The following is a 15,882-nucleotide window of genomic DNA, read 5'->3' on the forward strand; positions in this document are numbered from 1 at the left end:
TCCTTTCCAACCCTTCCTCCTTTCTTACCTTTCCTCCTTTCTACCATTCACCAAATCTCCCACTATCTTGGCCGATAGCAGGCACAGAGGAATACCGCCTCCGGGATGAACGCTACCGCCCACAAAATAGAGGTTGCTGTAGTCGGAAGAAAAGTTGGCGTGGCGCAAAAAGGCCGCGAAGCGGTTGTTGGAGCTATTGCCGTACAAGGCACCCTGGGAGCTGGATGTGCGGGATTCGATAAGTCGTGGGTCGAGCAGTGATTCACATTCAATCAGACTCCCTATGTCCTGGCCCAACAGGCGGCTTAGTTTGTTGATGATGTTCTGGCGGGTCTGGTCAATGAGGGCGTCCCAGTCCTGACCACTGTTGGCCGGTGCGTTGACCATGACGAACCAGTTTTCGGAGTCAGCGGGAGCGTCGGCTGGTTCGTACTTAGAGGTGATATTGATATATACCGTGGGATCTTGGTGAATGGTCTTCTGCTGGAATAGGTGGTTGAACTCGGTCGAGTAGTCGTTACTGAAGAAAATGTTGTGCAGTCCCAGCTCCGGAAAGCTCCTTTTTATTCCCCAATAGAAAATAAGGGCCGAACTGGACTTGGGCTGACGCAGAATACGCTCCGGCTGCCGGGCCTGCGGCAGTAGTTTCCGAAAGGTATTCACCACATCCATATTACTAACTACCCGCTCAAAGGGTAGAAATAAATCCTTCACCCGGATACCCGTTACCCGTTTTCCTTCAATGACTATTTCCTGGACCGGCGTAGAAAAATGGAACTTCACGCCCAGGTCTTCGGCCAGTCGCACCAGACTATTGGTAATAGCTACCATACCGCCTTTCGGAAAAAAAGCCCCGATGTTGTACTCCAGGTGCGGGATAATATTCATGGTAGCGGGCGTCTGGTACGGATCGGAGCCATTGTAGGTAGCATAGCGGTTAAACAGCTGCACTACCCTCGGGTCCCGGAAGCGGGTACTATTGGCGCTATGCATAGAGCGGAAGGCATCCAGCCGGTGCAGGTTGAGGTACCCTTTCAGGGCGTCCCGATTAAAGTAGGTACTTAGCTTGTGCAGGGAGCGGTGCAGGAAAAGCTTTTCTGTCACCTCAAACTTTGTCGCGCTATCGCGCAGGTGCGACAGTACGTGGTCAGCGGGCTCACCCAGGTGGGTTTCGATTTCGCGGGCCAGCCGCTCAGGTTCAGCGTGAGCGGTGAAGCGGGTGCCGTCTTCGTAAAAGTACCGGCAGGTTTCGGGTAGCCTAATGTACTGAAAGTAGTCCTCCGGAGTTTTTCCGGCTACCCGAAAAAGGTCATCGACCAGTTGGGGCATGGTGAAAAGCGAAGGACCCGCGTCAAAACGGTATCCCGCCATTTCAAAACTGGACAGCTTTCCACCTGGATAAGCGTTGCCCTCAAATACCTCCACCGGATACCCTTTGGCCGCCAGGCGTACGGCCGTGGCAATACCGGCTATGCCCGCCCCGACTACGGCCGTCCGGCCCCGGAGGCCCTCCTGCTTATTGGACATCTGCTTTTCTGGTCGAGCGAAGTGAGAAAATCAAATCGGTTTTGAGGTCAAAGAGCTGCTGCTCCAGCCCCACCGGGTAGGTATGCGGATTAACAAAACGCTTTATACCCCCGTGGAAGGAACTTAACTGTTGTTGCACCCGCCGGCGGGCCGCCTCAATGGTGGGTAGTTCATACACCAGCTTTCCTTCCCTGAACACCGGTACCAGCAGGTCTTCGTAGGTCAGTGAAGCCGCCAGGGAAGTACGTCGGGTAAAATCATAGGGATCAACCATAGTGGGTAAGGCAGGTGGCGGGGCTTCTTCATTAAAAATCATGTCCGCTTTGTAAGTACTATTTTCACAGTAACGCCGTACCTGCTGGATACCCGGCGTAGACACCTTCACGGCCTGTTCGGACAGCTTGAGCTTGTATTCCCATACATTCTCTTTGGTACAGATAGCCGCCAGCTTATATACTCCTCCCAGGGCCGGCTGGTCGTAAGCCGTTACCAGCTTGGTACCTACACCCCATACATTTATTTTGGCACCCTGGTTTTTAAGGCTGGCCATGATGTGCTCGTCGAGGTCGTTACTGGCGACGATGGAAGTAGAGGTGAATCCGGCCCCATCCAGCAACTTGCGGGCTTCAATACTCAGGTACGCCAGGTCGCCCGAATCAAGCCGGATGCCACCCAGGTCATAGCCCCGCTGCCGAAGCTGCTCCCCTACCCTGATGGCATACTTTACCCCCTGAATGGTATCGTAGGTATCTACGAGCAGGGTAACGTTGTTGGGCATGATACGGGCGTAGGTCTCAAACGATTCCAGTTCGCTCTCAAATGACATCACCCAACTGTGGGCATGGGTACCCCGCACCGGTATACCGTAGAGCTTACCGGCCAGTACGTTGGCCGTAGCGTCAAAACCACCAATGTAAGCAGCTCGGCTGGCGGTCATGCCACCGTCGGGACCCTGGGCGCGCCGGAGGCCAAACTCAAGCAGGGTGTCCTGCCCGGCTACCAGGCGCATGCGGGCGGCTTTAGTGGCAATCAAAGTCTGGAAGTTAATCAGGTTCAGCAAGGGTGTCTCGAGGAGCTGGCACTGAAGGATTGGTCCCTTGATGCGCAGCAGCGGCTCGTTAGGAAATACGATGGTACCTTCCGGTACGGCTTCTACCTCACAACTAAACTCCATGGTGCGCAGGTACTCCAGAAAATCCGGCGTAAACAGGGGCTTGCCGTCGCTACCGGTAAGGGTACCTAAGTACCGGAGGTCATCTTCCGATATCCTGAACGCAGTAAGGTAGTCAATGACGCTGCTTAGTCCGCAGGCTACGGTAAAGCCGCCCTGAAAGGGGTGCTTCCGGAAGTACAGATTAAACACCGCCTGCTGCTCGGCCTTACCCGACTTAAAGTACCCGTAGGCCATGGTAAGCTGATACAGGTCCGTCAGCAGGCTGAGCGATCTATCGTAAAGTTGGTTAATCATGCCCGGGAAGTAAGGTACTCTTTTTTAAGGATATTTGGGAACAGCTGCTCCAGAAGCACTTCCTGCCACCTTTTTATTTCATATAGTACCTCAAAATTAACAATCTTGTTTGATTTGGCTATACCCTCATGATCAGGCTTCCATTCAACCTCTCTTATTAACCATTCAAATTTTTTTTCTATTCCCGTGCAACATTCTTGCTTCACTTTGTATCTATCTACCGACACACACCCGCCGTTCCGGTAGCCAGCTTGTTCCGTTCATACAACTTATTTGCCTTTCGTGTAATGAAAGGTTCTATGTTATACAAAGTACTTACCTTTGCCATGTAGTATCTACAAAAGATAAGCAACCTTGTACTGACATCTATTAGCCATGAAACTTTTTTTTACTCGATTATTTGCCGTTATGACTCTCGCTGCTGCCCTGCTTTCCGCCCATCCTGCCTCCGCCCAATCGGGTATGAGAGGTCAGGTTTCGGGCGTTGTACAGGATGAAAAGCAACAGCCATTCCCATTTGTAAACGTATTATTATTAAAAGCGAAAGACTCCACCCTGGCAAAAGGTACCACTACTGATGTGGATGGTAAGTACCTGATTGAACAAATAGAAGCGGGTAAGTACCTGACTTTGATTTCCATGGTTGGGTACCAGAAAGTATACAGCCAACCGTTCATCGTCGCCAGCGACAACGTACAACTTTCTTCGATTTCCTTATCAACGGATACGCAAAACCTGAAGGAGTTGACCGTAGTAGCCAAGAAGCCCTTTATTGAGCAGCAGATAGACCGCACCGTTCTGAACGTGGAGAATAGTATAGTAGCGGCGGGTGCCACCGCCCTGGAAGTACTGGAACGTGCTCCCGGTGTTACCGTGGACCAGCAGAATGAGCGCCTTATGCTACGCGGTAAAGACGGCGTAATTGTTCAGATTGACGGAAAGCAAACCTTTCTTTCCCAGCAGGAGCTTATGAATCTGCTGCGTAACACGCCCAGCGATAACATTGAGAAAATCGAGCTGATTACCAATCCTTCGTCCAAGTACGATGCCGCCGGTAACTCGGGTATTATCAATATCAAATTCAAGCGGAACAAAAACTTCGGTACCAACGGGACTTTTACCGTAGGTGGTGGGGTAGTAGGTGACAAGTACGGACGCGGCAACTCTTCGCTTTCTTTGAATCACCGCGAAGGCAAAATAAGTACGTTCGCCAACCTGAACGGGTACAAAGGCCGGGGCTTTAACACAAACGAAATTTACCGGACTATTCCTTTCAACGACAACATTACCATATTTGACCAGGAGAGCTCGCGTATCAACAATTCAGCGAATTATAGTCTGCGGGCAGGCATTGACTACTTTGTAACCAAGAAAACAACTGTTGGTGCTCTGGTGTCGGGATTTTATAACGACTGGAGTACCCCAATCGGCGAAACCAACACCCGCATCCTGAACGGTGACCTGAGTGTGCGTCAAACCTACCGCACGGTTTCGGAAAGTGGCTCCAAAATGAATAACCTCAGCGCCAATGTAAACCTGAAACACCAGTTCGATGACAAGGGGAAAGAACTGACTTTTGATGCGGACTACGTACAGTACAACGGCAAAAGCAACAACCTGCTGGATACCCGCTATTTCAATCCGGGCGGTGAGTCGGCCGGTACTCCCGAACTGGTGCGTAACAGCATGCCATCTAATATTAACATTGGCGTAGCCAAAATGGATTACACCCAACTGGTGGGCAAAGCGAAGCTGGAAGCGGGCCTTAAAACCAGCTACGTAGCGTCGGACAACAACATGCGGTTTGAGATTAAGCTGGATGACTGGAGCCTGGACCCCACCCGTACCAACCACTTTAAGTACACTGAAAATATCAACGCGGCATATACCAACCTCAGCGGAAAAATTAACGCCAAAACCCAGTACCAGTTAGGTTTGCGCGCCGAACATACGCACTCTGTCGGAAACTCGGTTACCCTGAATGACATCCGCGACCGCAACTACGTTAACCTGTTCCCGAGCGTGTTTGTATCGCGCCAGCTGGACAGCAGCAACGTTCTGAACCTGTCGTATAGCCGTCGCATTGACCGTCCCGACTACCAGTCACTTAACCCGTTTGAGTTTTACCTGGACCCTTTTACCTTTCAGCGCGGTAACCCTAACCTGAAACCCCAGTTTACCCACGCGTTTCAGTTGGCGCATACGTACAAGAGCTTTCTGAATACCACCCTGGCTTATAGTAAAATTAAAGATGTCATTGTCAGGGAAGTACCTCGCCAAATCGCGTCTGAGAACAAGACCTATATAACCACCGAAAACCTGGACAATCAGGATAACCTGAGCCTGACGATTTCGATGCCCCTGCCAGTAACCAAGTGGTGGACCGTACAAACCAACTTTACCGGAGTATATAATCGTTACCAGACATTCTACCAGAATGAACTGTTTGACGTAGAGCAAATTAACTGGAACGCCTATGTGAATAACCAGTTCCGTTTGCCCAAAGGCTGGTCGGCTGAGGTGTCCGGCTGGTACAACAGCGCCAGCATCTACGGTTTCTTCCAGGTAAATCCACAGGGTATGCTGAACCTGGGCTTGCAGAAAACCATGCTGGATAAGAAAGGTACCTTACGCCTGAACGTCAACGACCTTTTCTGGACCAACCAGTTCAAGGGTGTAGCTGAGTTCAATGAAATTAACCTGAGGGTGCAGTCAAGATGGCCCAGCCGTCAGGTACGGGCAACATTTACCTACCGCTTTGGCAATCAGAATGTGAAGGGTGCCCGTCAGCGCAAAACTGGTTCGGATGAATTACAGCAGCGCGTACAGACAAATAATTAATTCCAAAAGGAGTATCAGTTGACGAGAGTTGACTTTATTCATACGATTAGTTTAGGTTAAGAAAATGGAAATCCACTCCCGAATTGAGGAGTGGATTTTTTATTTTGGGCAGGTACCAAAAAAAGTAGAGAGGCTCGTACGAGCCTCTCTATCAATCTATACCAAATCGTAAATGGGGTACTGAGGTCCGCCTGGGATCAGGCTTCCAGGGCGGCTACGCCCGGCAGAGTTTTGCCTTCCATGTATTCCAGAAGGGCACCTCCCCCCGTTGATACGTAGCTTACGCGGTCACCGTAGCCGGCGTTGTTGACGGCCGAAGCGGAGTCGCCCCCACCAATCAGGGAGAAAGCATCGTTTTCTTCGGTCGCTTTTACAACGGCTTCGGCGATGGCGTTGGTACCTACGGCGAAATTAGGGAACTCAAACACGCCCATGGGACCGTTCCAGAGAATGGTTTTGGAATTGGCTACTATATCCAAAAACAACTTTACGGATTCGGGTCCAATGTCGAGGCCTTCCCATCCATCAGGAATTTCACCGGCTTTTACCGTCTGGCGGTTGGCGTCATTGCTAAAGTCATCCGCAATAACGTTATCAAGCGGAAGTATGATATTTACGCCTTTGCTCTTTGCTTTTTCCAGTATTTCGAGGGTGAGGTCCTGCTTATCGGCTTCCAGAAGTGACTTCCCTATGTTGCCGCCTTTCGCTTTGGAAAAAGTATAGGACATGCCCCCCCCAATAATGAGGTTATCTACATTATCGAGCAGGCGCTCAATAATCAGGATTTTATCCGATATTTTGGCTCCGCCCATAATGGCCGTGAAAGGACGCTCGGCATGTTCCAGAATCCGCTGGGCATTGTCCAGTTCGGCCTGCATTACGTACCCACAGACTTTATCTGGAAAGTACTGTCCAATAACGGCCGTAGAAGCGTGAGCGCGGTGGGCGGTACCGAAGGCATCCATCACCCACACATCTCCCAGTTTGGCCAGCTTCTGCGCAAACTCCTCGTCTCCTTTTTCTTCTTCCTTATAAAAACGCAGGTTTTCCAGCAGTAAAATCTCCCCCGGCTGCAGGTTAGCAGCCAGTCCAGTCGCCTGCTCACCAATGCAATCATCCGCAAACTTTACCGTACGACCAAAAATCAGCGAAAGTGGTGTCACCAGGTGCTTTAGTGAGTACTTTTCGGTGGGTCCGTTTTTGGGACGCCCCAGGTGTGACATCAGAATACAGGCCCCTCCGTCGTTCAGTATTTTGGTTATGGTAGGAACTGTGGCCTTAATGCGGGTATCATCAGTAATCTCAAATTTATCATTGAGCGGTACGTTGAAGTCTACCCGAACCAGGGCTTTCTTTCCGGAAAAATCGTAAGAGTCAAGTGTTCTCATAGAGTAATTGTGATTGGATTTGGACGGAAACAAATGTAAACCAATTCTTTCCTAAATACTATATAAGTTGCAGACAATTAGCTATTTACATAAACATAGTGCAATTTTTACTATTTATTTTTCTATTTGTCTGGTATATAATAATCATGAACTCATCGGGTACTAATACCGTTTTATCCCTAGCAAAAGCCACTACCCATCCACCCTTAATAGTACTTACAATCCGTGAGCAGCAGCGACCCCTCGCGTACCGAACTACCTCCCAAATACTACCTCGACTACTTTGGGTATGTACTGGATTTTGTTCAGAAAATGTACGGCCATATCCTGAACAAAAACGAGGAGGAGTTTCTGCGCTCCTACCACGCCTTATCCGAAGACGCCCGCTGCCTTTTTATCCGGTTCAGCAACCGAAGGGGAGCATTTTTCCGGATAAATACCCTGGCCTACGCGGAAATCTGCGATATACCCGACGCCCTCACCGAACTTATTCAGAATGGCTTTGCGGAAGTAATTTCGGAGCAGCACGCCCACCGGGCCCCGGAGGTACTTAACCTGTTCAGCAAGCCCGAACTGCTGTTGCTTACGCAGTCGCTGGCGCCGGTTATCATGCCTCCCAAAACTATTCACAAGCCGGACCTGATGCGTTGGCTCTTGCACGAATATTCTTTTCCGGTCCTTTTTGAGGCCATTGAAGCGCTTGACCCAATCGTGAAAGTAGGCTACGAACTGGAAGTCATGATGATGAAGTTTCTCTTCTTCGGAAACCGCCACGCCGACATGACCGAGTTTGTGGTACGTGATCTGGGGCATGTGCGCTACCAGTCGTTCGACGAGGAACAGCTGTCTGTCCGCTTTGCTACCCGACAGGACGCCGACGACAAGCTGATGATTTCGCTGACCAAAGAAACCTTTCACGAGCTGAAAGAGGAGCTGCCCCCCGAAGAAATTTACGACTGGTTTATGAACTGGCAGGGCGGGCTCCCCGAGGAGCTGAGCGCGGTGGCGCTGCCTTCGTTCCGGCAGCTGGTACTTCGGGTGGGGGCCTGGCTGGAACGCAGGAAACTGCCCGAGCAGGCCCTGACGGTCTATCAGCTTACCGACCACGCCCCCTCGCGTGAGCGACGCGCCCGGCTGCTCCACCGCCTGGGCGATACCGAAGAAGCCCTGGCCCTGTGCGATGACATGGAGGCGCACCCGCAAAATGCCGATGAACGTTTTTTTGCGCTGGATTTTCGGGAAAAAATCTTGAATAAGAAAAAGCGAGCCACCCGTCGTACTACGCAGGCTCTGCAGGCAGCCGAATCCGTGGGGATACCAATCAATTTTCGCTACCGGGTAGAGCGCGGCGTGATTGAGTACTACCAGGAGCGGGGATACAATGCTCTTTTCAGTGAAAATGAACCCTGGCGGGCCTTGTTTGGGTTGCTGTTCTGGGACATTATTTATGATACCAATGTCCAGGCCATTCACCATCCCCTACAGCGGGTACCTTCAGACTTCTTTCTGCCGGATTTTTATTTCAAACGACACAGTATGCTCAAGGCTCGGATACTGGAGCTGGGTCGGAAGGAAGACATAGTGGCTGCTGTAGAGACTACCTACGCCGAAAAGTTTGGTATTTCTAATGTACTGGTGGGCTGGTACCCGGAGCTACTGGCCGCGGTACGGGCGGTGGTAGAGTTGGTCCGGCCTACGCAGTTGCACGCGGTCCTGCTGGAGATGGCTGCCAACCTGCGGGAAAATACCCGGGGGTTTCCGGACCTGCTGGTATGGAACGAGGAAGAGTACGCCTTTGTGGAGGTTAAATCACCCACGGACCATCTTTCGGCCCGACAACTTCACTGGCAGCACTTTTTTGCCGATCTGGGTGTTAGCAGTAAGGTACTTCGGGTGGTATGGGTAAAGGATAACCCGGAGCAGGAAATGCAGGAAGAGGATAATAAAAACCCGATTGAATAAAAGATACCGTTTTGTTCTTCGTTTTTTTTCCGGTACCCGATTAGTCAGGAACTAATAAGCCTCTGGCTGGTCTTTTTCAGGAATTATACAAAAGTAGGTCAATAGCATTCGGTAAATCAGTGTAGTGTATGTACTTTTGTTCCGTTTTTTGGTCTGAATAGTTGTTTTAATTTTCTTTAATTACTCTCATGAAAAAAAGCTTTGGATTTTTGCTGGCAACCGTAGTTGCCACACTTTTGGGCGCTGTCTCGGCAAATGCACAAGTTAAAGTACCTGATGACATCAATGCGTTGCTCACTAAGTATACCTGTTTTGCCTGTCACCGCGCCGACACCCGTCTGGTAGGTCCGGCTTATGTAGATGTAGCGAAGAAAGGGTACAAGAATGAGCGGATTGTTGAGCTTATCTACAAACCAGAACCAGCTAACTGGCCTGGTTACCCTCCCATGGCTCCTATGACCCAGGTACCTAAGGAAGATGCTCTGAAACTGGCGGTGTGGATTAACTCCCTGGCTCCCAAAACTGCTCCTGCCAAAGCAGCAGCTACTAAGAAAAAGAGCTAATTAGCCGATAGCGATTAGTTATTAGCTTTCGAAGTCTAAGTAAAAAGCCATATTGAAAATAGCACAAAAGAGCGGGAGTGCAGCCAATGGCTACGCTCCCGCTCTTTTGTGGTTTATAAGGTACTCACTCTGAGACTCTTGTCCTGAAATTTTATTTTAAAATAATTTAGAACTCAGAATTCATCGCAGCGACGACCGCTAATTCATAATCTCACTCCCTACTCCTCCGGCAGGAAGGTCAGGTAGCTGAACTTCGTTTCGTCGAACATATCCTGCGCCAGCTCCTGCAACTGCCGGGCCGTTACCTGTTTAATCTCTTCAAATATTTCGGGTAGGGTATCTACCCGGCCGGTATCCAGCAGGCTCTTGGCCATCATCAGCATAAAACTCATGTTGCTCTCCTCCGACATCGCCAATTGCCCCATCAGTTGCACCTTGGTATGGTGCAGTTGGGTAGTAGTAAGCGGCTGCTCGCGCAGGCGGCGCAGTTCTTTATGAATCAGCGAAATACTGCGAATAAGCTGCTTCTGTTCCGTACCAAAATAAATGCCCAGGAAGCCCGTATCCAGATAAGGAGTATAGTTGGCCTCAATAGAGTACACGAAGCCATAGCGTTCACGAAGGGCCATGTTAAAGCGTGAGTTCATACCCGGCCCCCCCAGCAGATTTACCAACATGAAGAAAGGCAACCGACGGTCGTCCGTCAGAGCGTAGGATGGACGTCCCATTGCACACTGGGCCTGCGTAATGGACCGCGCTACTTCTTTTCGTTCGGGGGTATAGAGGTGGGGAGCTACCCGCACCCGGGATGTTTTTTGGGCCGGTAAACTCGACAGGTACTTCTCGGCGGTACGTACTACCTTCGCAAAAGGCAACCGGCTTACCGAAGCCACTACAATCCGTTCGGTATCGAGGTTATCCACAATAAATTTTCGCAGGTCGGCGGCTCCGAACGAACGAACCGTGTCGGCAGTACCCAGTATATTGTTACCCAGGGCGTGCTTCGGGAAGAGTAATTCATCAAAATCGTCCTGAATGGCATCTTCGGGAGAATCGTAGTACATGGACATTTCTTCCAGAATCACGTTCCGCTCCCGCTCAATCTGCTTCTCGGGAAACACCGAATGAAAGGCAATGTCAGCTAACAGGTCCAGGGCTTTGTCAAAATGCTCGTCCAGTACCGAGGCGTGAAAGCAAATTTTTTCTTTGGTAGTATAGGCGTTTAGTTCACCGCCTACGGTTTCCAGCCGGTTTATAATATGGTGGGAGCGGCGTTTCTCCGTACCTTTAAATGCCATGTGTTCCCAGAAATGCGCCAGTCCCTGCTGCTCGGGAAGTTCGTCGCGGCTCCCGATGTCGAGCATAATACCGCAGTGGGCAATTTGGGTGTAGGGTACCTGTTTATGAGCAATACGTATGCCATTGGGAAGGGTATGGAGCTGGTACTCTTCCGAAAGGGTTGTTTCCGGGTGTGTATTACCTACCTTTTTACGGGGTATGTTTCTCTTCATTCTTATTTAACACAAAATCACTTCCGATAATTTTCGGTGGTAAGGGCAAAATTACGGAATTTTGTCCGATACCTGTTTATTCAATGAACCCACAGCGCATTCTGGTCATTCAGACCGCTTTTATCGGCGACGTTATTCTGGCCACCTCCCTGCTTGAAACGCTACATAGCCACTTCCCCGCCGCTCAGATTGACCTGCTGGTTCGTAAAGGAAACGAAGGGCTGTTTCAGCAGCACCCCTACCTGAACAAGGTACTTATCTGGCAAAAAAAAGGGGGAAAGTACAAGAGCCTGCTGCAACTGCTGCGGCAGATACGCGCCCAGCGATACGACTGGCTGATTAATGTGCAACGCTTTGGCTCCACCGGATTCCTGACGGCCTTTTCGGGCGCTGCAGTTCGTACGGGTTTTGATAAAAATCCTTTTTCCTTTTTATTTACCGATAGCATTCCGCACCGACTCGAAAAAGGAGTCCATGAAGTAGACAGAAATCATGAATTACTAAAGAAGTACCTGCCCGGCCCGGTAGCCCGGCCCCGCCTCTACCCTTCCGCCTCCGACTACCAGAAAGTAGCGCCGTACCAAACGCAGCCTTACCTGTGTATTGCACCGGCTTCGGTTTGGTATACCAAACAGTACCCCGCCGAACGCTGGGCTGAACTCCTGAGAAAGCTCCCCGATCAGTACCGAGTATTTCTGCTGGGTAGCCCCGACGACCGACACCTGGCCGAGCGTATTATCAAAAGTTCCGGACGAAGTACTTCGGTAGTGAATTTGAGTGGTCAGCTCCAGTTTCTGGAATCAGCGGCTCTGATGGAAAAGGCCACGATGAACTATGTCAACGATTCGGCACCTATGCACCTGGCCTCGGCGGTGAACGCGCCGGTTTGTGCGGTATATTGCTCCACAGTACCCGAATTTGGTTTTGGTCCCTTATCGGCCGGGGCGTACATTGTCGAGAAGAAGGAGCCGCTCTACTGCCGTCCCTGCGGCCTCCACGGTCACAAAGCCTGTCCCGAAGGGCATTTTCGCTGTGCTTTTGATATTGAGCTTACGCAGCTACTGCAGGTACTTCCCCAACCATAAAAAAAGCCCGCCGATTGGCGGGCTTTTCTCTTTATTGATTCTTGGTTCGGTACTGTTCTATAATCCGGTACAGCGCTTTTTGTTTTTCCAGTTCGGGGAAGAAATCAAAAAGTTGCACGTGCCGGTCGTAATCAAGTGTAAGACCAATTTCCAGGTTAAGCAGTGCTTCGCGGTACTCACCGGCGTGGATCAGGTACACCGCCGAACGGTAATACAGGTCCGATTCCTCGGGCATCTCGTCGACGGCAGCGGCCAGCAAATCGCAGGCGCGGCCGTAGTTACCCTGGTCAAAAAGTACCAGCGACCACTTCAACCATACCTCCGGATTTCCCGGCTCAATCTCGGCTGATTTTTCAAACGCCTCAAAGGCCGACACCACGTTGCCCAGTTTGTATTCCGTTTCGGCCAGTGCCATCCAGTAGTCGGGGTTCAACTCAGAAAGCTGAATGGCTTTGCGGAAGAAGCCAATGGCTTCGTGCCAGCGACTCAGCTCGGCCATACAAATACCCAGACCAAACCAGCCGTCATCCCACAGGCTATCCAGTTTTACGGCTTCCCGGTAGTATCGGATGGCCATTTCAAAGTCACCCAGTTTCTCGTAACTATTGGCCAGGCAGCAACAGGTTTCGGGTTGCTTGCCTTCCAGCTCAATGGCTTTTTCGTAGCATCCCCGAGCCTTTTCGTACTGTTCCAGATTCATGTAGGAATTACCCAGATTGAAATAGGCCGATGCGAAGTCTTCCTTAATCAGGGTAGCGTACTCGTAGGCCTCCAGCGCTTCTTCAAAGCGCTCCAGCTTGCTGTAGGCAATCCCCAGGTTATACCAGGCATGGTGCGAAAAAGGATCAATGTCAACAAGCCTGGTATAAAAACCCAGATGACTTTCCAGCTCCCCGATCAGGTCCAGGCAGTGTGCCAGTTCATATAACGCATGCTCATTCTGCAGATTGAGCTGTATGGAATGCTTGTAATTTTCAATAGCCTCGGTATACTTGCCCCAGTTCTGGTAGGACTGCCCGATCTGGTAGTAGATATCATCTTTTTCATCGGCCGTATCGAGCATTCCTTCCAGAATAGTAACGGAAGTTTCGTATTCACCCATCAGGTTATAGATAGCTCCCTGCATGAAGGGTATTTCGTTATCGCCGGGGTGGAAAAGACGCGCACGCTCAAGGAGTTCCAGGGCCACTTCAAACTCTCCGCGGTTGGACAGCAGTTGGGCTTTGTTAAGCATGAGATCTAAAGAATACGGATAGTTTTCTAACCCTAACTCACAGGCTTTGAACGCTTTTTCCCAATCGCCATTATCCAAATAATGTTCAGCAACTTGTTCGTATGTATCCAGGTCGAAGAATTCACTCGCCTCTGTTTTCAGCATGTGCTCAAAGCGAAGCAATGTCTCTTTCATAAAATCTTTTCTTTCCTCAAAATCTTGCTCCATGTACACTAATTGTGGTTAGAGTAGTAAGTACAAGAGTACTTATTTCAAAATGTAATGTAGTAGAAAGATAATGATAATAATCCTATTATCAAACCCCTTTACCAAAACTTTCACAGACCCGCCGGATGGTTTCTTCATAGCTTCTGAATGTCAGCCCGATAGCCTTTTGAACCTTCCGCCCATCGTACCGAAACCGGTGCGTAGCCGACTTGGCGGTCTCTCTGGTGATGAGCGGAGGGCTGCCCGTCAGCCAGGAGCGGAGGGCTTCAAACCGCCAGATAACCGCGGTCAGGGAAGAACTCACCCGCAGACCGGGCCTTTTCTTGCCAAAGACATCGGCTATCTGGTTAAATAACTCCTGGTAGGTCATACTGCCGGCACTCAGTATAAACCGCTCGGCCGTTATATCAGAGAACAGGAGCCGGTACACTGCCTCGGCCACGTCTACAACATCAACGTAATTCATCAGGCCATCGGTATAAAACGGCTTTTCGTCATACACGTACCGGAAAATCTGCGTGCTGCTGCGGTCCCAGTCACCTTCCCCCAATACCAGCGACGGGTTCACGATGACGGCGTTCAGGCCTTCGGCCACGCCCCGCCAAATTTCCAGTTCAGCCAGGTACTTGGTCTTTGCATAATGAGAATTGGAAGGCGACTCCTCCCAGCGTTGATCTTCGGTAATAACAATATCGTGCCCCGCCTCCACCTTACGCAGGTCGGGTCGTCCCAGGGCGGCTACACTACTAATATGACAAAGTTTAGTGGTCCCGATCTTCTGGCAGGCGTTGACTACATTGGCCGTTCCTTCCACGTTGACTTTGTACATAGCATCGCGGTCGCGGGGTACAAAAGATACAACCGCGGCGGCATGTACTACATAGTCGGCTTCCCGGATTGCGTTTTCAAGCGAGTAAATGTCCAGAATATCCCCTTCCACCCATTGTACCTGCTTCTCCACTTCCCGCAGAAGGCTGCGGTCGGAGTTGCTACGGTGTAAGGCCAGCACGGTATGCCCTTCCTTAATAAGACGCCTGGCAACGGCGCTGCCAACGAGCCCGGTAGCTCCGGTAATGAGGATATTCATGCAGTAAGAACGGATAGTACGTGGTCAAAGTTCGGGGATAGAAATCAGCATTCCAAAAGGGCGGCAGCCCCAAAATTCTTCCTTTCCGGTCAAAACCAAAACCGGCCAGAGAAGTACTTCTCTGGCCGGTCATGTTTACAAATCTCCCTCTTCCAGCTCAAAAATCTCATCTACCGATTTATTAAAGATCCGGGCTATTTTCAGGCCCAAAGCCAGGGAAGGCGAGTACTTTTCGGCCTCAATGGCATTAATAGTCTGGCGCGATACCTGAACCCGATCGGCCAGTTCGGCCTGGGTAATATTCAGGATGGCGCGTTCAATCCGGATGCGGTTCTTCATGCCACCCTCCTTTCCCGCTTGGCTTCCAGGGCCGGTGCTACCAGGAGCAACCAGTGGAAGCGTAGTACAAAAATCAGCAGGGGCGTGAACATGTTGTAGATCATCACATTGATGAAAGACAGCCCGTGCACCAAAAGGATACACAACACCAGCACAAGGGTGTTGCCATAGATAGCCCACTGAAGTGACTCCAGCCGAAGTTGCGCGATGCGCTCGTCTTCCACTTTCAGGCGGGCAAAGCCTACAATCATCAGACCCGCAATGACCGCCAGCGCCATTAGCTCATCAATCAGGTCCAGGGTAATGGTACCATCCTTGTGGTCCAGCATGTCAATGTTCTGGAAAGCACCGGACTTTTCCGAACCAAAAGGCCAGGGGAATTGAATAACCAGATTGAAGGGGAAAGCGGAATCATCCACCAGCAACCACAATCCAAACGGTACACTGATAATAAGCAGAGCCCAGCCGACCGGCTTCCAGGCGTTGGGTAAAAGGTTTTTTGTTTTCATGGCTAATAGAGTTAAAAATGGCTAATAGATTAATTTCGAATCAAAGGTAAAGCAAACCATACTATATGTCAAGTATTTTTTACATAAAGATTAAAATAGTTGACACAAATAAAGGTAAATCTTACAAAAAGGCCTTTCCAGAGCCCTTTTTGCTAATTTTG

12 protein-coding genes are annotated in these 15,882 nt (G+C 50.3%); 4 read left to right on the forward strand and 8 right to left on the reverse strand.

Features of this window, described 5'->3' with window-relative positions:
* Nucleotides 1-24: 24 nt before the first annotated feature.
* Both crtD and VGN67_RS20485 read right to left on the reverse strand, forming a co-directional pair.
* Complete coding sequence (crtD, locus tag VGN67_RS20480) at nucleotides 25-1,527, reverse strand: 1-hydroxycarotenoid 3,4-desaturase CrtD (RefSeq protein ID WP_327488767.1); 1,503 nt, start codon at nucleotides 1,525-1,527, stop codon at nucleotides 25-27.
* The gene (locus VGN67_RS20485) at nucleotides 1,517-2,995 is read right to left on the reverse strand and encodes a nicotinate phosphoribosyltransferase (protein ID WP_327488768.1); all 1,479 of its coding nucleotides are present in this window, start codon (nucleotides 2,993-2,995) and stop codon (nucleotides 1,517-1,519) included. Before VGN67_RS20485 ends, crtD begins: the two co-directional genes overlap by 11 nt.
* 408 nt (nucleotides 2,996-3,403) lie before the next feature.
* Between VGN67_RS20485 and VGN67_RS20490 the strand changes: the two genes are divergently transcribed.
* A complete protein-coding gene (locus tag VGN67_RS20490) occupies nucleotides 3,404-5,836 on the forward strand; it encodes an outer membrane beta-barrel protein (RefSeq protein WP_327488769.1) in 2,433 nt (810 codons plus the stop codon).
* Between the two features lie 197 nt (nucleotides 5,837-6,033).
* On the opposite strand, the gene VGN67_RS20495 is transcribed toward VGN67_RS20490, so the two are convergent.
* Complete coding sequence (locus VGN67_RS20495) at nucleotides 6,034-7,224, reverse strand: phosphoglycerate kinase (RefSeq protein ID WP_327488770.1); 1,191 nt, start codon at nucleotides 7,222-7,224, stop codon at nucleotides 6,034-6,036.
* 225 nt (nucleotides 7,225-7,449) lie between these two features.
* Here VGN67_RS20495 and VGN67_RS20500 point away from each other — a divergent pair, with 225 nt between their 5' ends.
* Both VGN67_RS20500 and VGN67_RS20505 read left to right on the forward strand, forming a co-directional pair.
* Nucleotides 7,450-9,186, forward strand: a complete 1,737-nt coding sequence (locus VGN67_RS20500) for a VRR-NUC domain-containing protein (protein ID WP_327488771.1) — start codon at nucleotides 7,450-7,452, stop codon at nucleotides 9,184-9,186.
* Nucleotides 9,187-9,374: 188 nt separating this feature from the next.
* Entirely contained in the window at nucleotides 9,375-9,749 is a 375-nt protein-coding gene (locus VGN67_RS20505; RefSeq protein WP_327488772.1) for a cytochrome C, read from the forward strand.
* A gap of 218 nt (nucleotides 9,750-9,967) precedes the next feature.
* On the opposite strand, the gene VGN67_RS20510 is transcribed toward VGN67_RS20505, so the two are convergent.
* Nucleotides 9,968-11,260 carry a pitrilysin family protein gene (locus VGN67_RS20510; protein WP_327488773.1) on the reverse strand — a complete coding sequence of 431 codons (1,293 nt, stop codon included), beginning with the start codon at nucleotides 11,258-11,260 and terminating at the stop codon, nucleotides 9,968-9,970.
* 83 nt (nucleotides 11,261-11,343) lie between these two features.
* Here VGN67_RS20510 and VGN67_RS20515 point away from each other — a divergent pair, with 83 nt between their 5' ends.
* Entirely contained in the window at nucleotides 11,344-12,345 is a 1,002-nt protein-coding gene (locus VGN67_RS20515; RefSeq protein ID WP_327488774.1) for a glycosyltransferase family 9 protein, read from the forward strand.
* A 31-nt stretch (nucleotides 12,346-12,376) separates the two neighbouring features.
* Here VGN67_RS20515 and VGN67_RS20520 read toward each other — a convergent pair whose 3' ends face one another.
* From VGN67_RS20520 to VGN67_RS20535, 4 genes are all read right to left on the reverse strand, one after another.
* Nucleotides 12,377-13,786, reverse strand: a complete 1,410-nt coding sequence (locus tag VGN67_RS20520) for a tetratricopeptide repeat protein (protein WP_327488775.1) — start codon at nucleotides 13,784-13,786, stop codon at nucleotides 12,377-12,379.
* An 88-nt stretch (nucleotides 13,787-13,874) separates the two neighbouring features.
* Nucleotides 13,875-14,873, reverse strand: a complete 999-nt coding sequence (locus tag VGN67_RS20525; protein WP_327488776.1) for an SDR family NAD(P)-dependent oxidoreductase — start codon at nucleotides 14,871-14,873, stop codon at nucleotides 13,875-13,877.
* Nucleotides 14,874-15,008: 135 nt separating this feature from the next.
* On the reverse strand, nucleotides 15,009-15,212 hold the full coding sequence (locus VGN67_RS20530; RefSeq protein WP_327488777.1) for a helix-turn-helix transcriptional regulator: 204 nt from the start codon (nucleotides 15,210-15,212) through the stop codon (nucleotides 15,009-15,011).
* Complete coding sequence (locus VGN67_RS20535) at nucleotides 15,209-15,721, reverse strand: hypothetical protein (RefSeq protein WP_327488778.1); 513 nt, start codon at nucleotides 15,719-15,721, stop codon at nucleotides 15,209-15,211. Before VGN67_RS20535 ends, VGN67_RS20530 begins: the two co-directional genes overlap by 4 nt.
* Between the last annotated feature and the right edge of the window lie 161 nt (nucleotides 15,722-15,882).

The organism is Telluribacter sp. (assembly GCF_035998675.1).
Taxonomy (GTDB): domain Bacteria; phylum Bacteroidota; class Bacteroidia; order Cytophagales; family Spirosomataceae; genus Telluribacter.

Bases quoted from the DNA above. Each gene is read 5' to 3' on its own strand.
- crtD (WP_327488767.1), bottom strand. From the start codon at position 1,527: ATGTCCAATAAGCAGGAGGGCCTCCGGGGCCGGACGGCCGTAGTCGGG.
- VGN67_RS20490 (WP_327488769.1), top strand. From the start codon at position 3,404: ATGACTCTCGCTGCTGCCCTGCTTTCCGCCCATCCTGCCTCCGCCCAA.
- VGN67_RS20515 (WP_327488774.1), top strand. From the start codon at position 11,344: ATGAACCCACAGCGCATTCTGGTCATTCAGACCGCTTTTATCGGCGAC.
- VGN67_RS20530 (WP_327488777.1), bottom strand. From the start codon at position 15,212: ATGAAGAACCGCATCCGGATTGAACGCGCCATCCTGAATATTACCCAG.
- VGN67_RS20505 (WP_327488772.1), top strand. From the start codon at position 9,375: ATGAAAAAAAGCTTTGGATTTTTGCTGGCAACCGTAGTTGCCACACTT.
- VGN67_RS20495 (WP_327488770.1), bottom strand. From the start codon at position 7,224: ATGAGAACACTTGACTCTTACGATTTTTCCGGAAAGAAAGCCCTGGTT.
- VGN67_RS20485 (WP_327488768.1), bottom strand. From the start codon at position 2,995: ATGATTAACCAACTTTACGATAGATCGCTCAGCCTGCTGACGGACCTG.
- VGN67_RS20510 (WP_327488773.1), bottom strand. From the start codon at position 11,260: ATGAAGAGAAACATACCCCGTAAAAAGGTAGGTAATACACACCCGGAA.
- VGN67_RS20525 (WP_327488776.1), bottom strand. From the start codon at position 14,873: ATGAATATCCTCATTACCGGAGCTACCGGGCTCGTTGGCAGCGCCGTT.
- VGN67_RS20520 (WP_327488775.1), bottom strand. From the start codon at position 13,786: ATGGAGCAAGATTTTGAGGAAAGAAAAGATTTTATGAAAGAGACATTG.
- VGN67_RS20535 (WP_327488778.1), bottom strand. From the start codon at position 15,721: ATGAAAACAAAAAACCTTTTACCCAACGCCTGGAAGCCGGTCGGCTGG.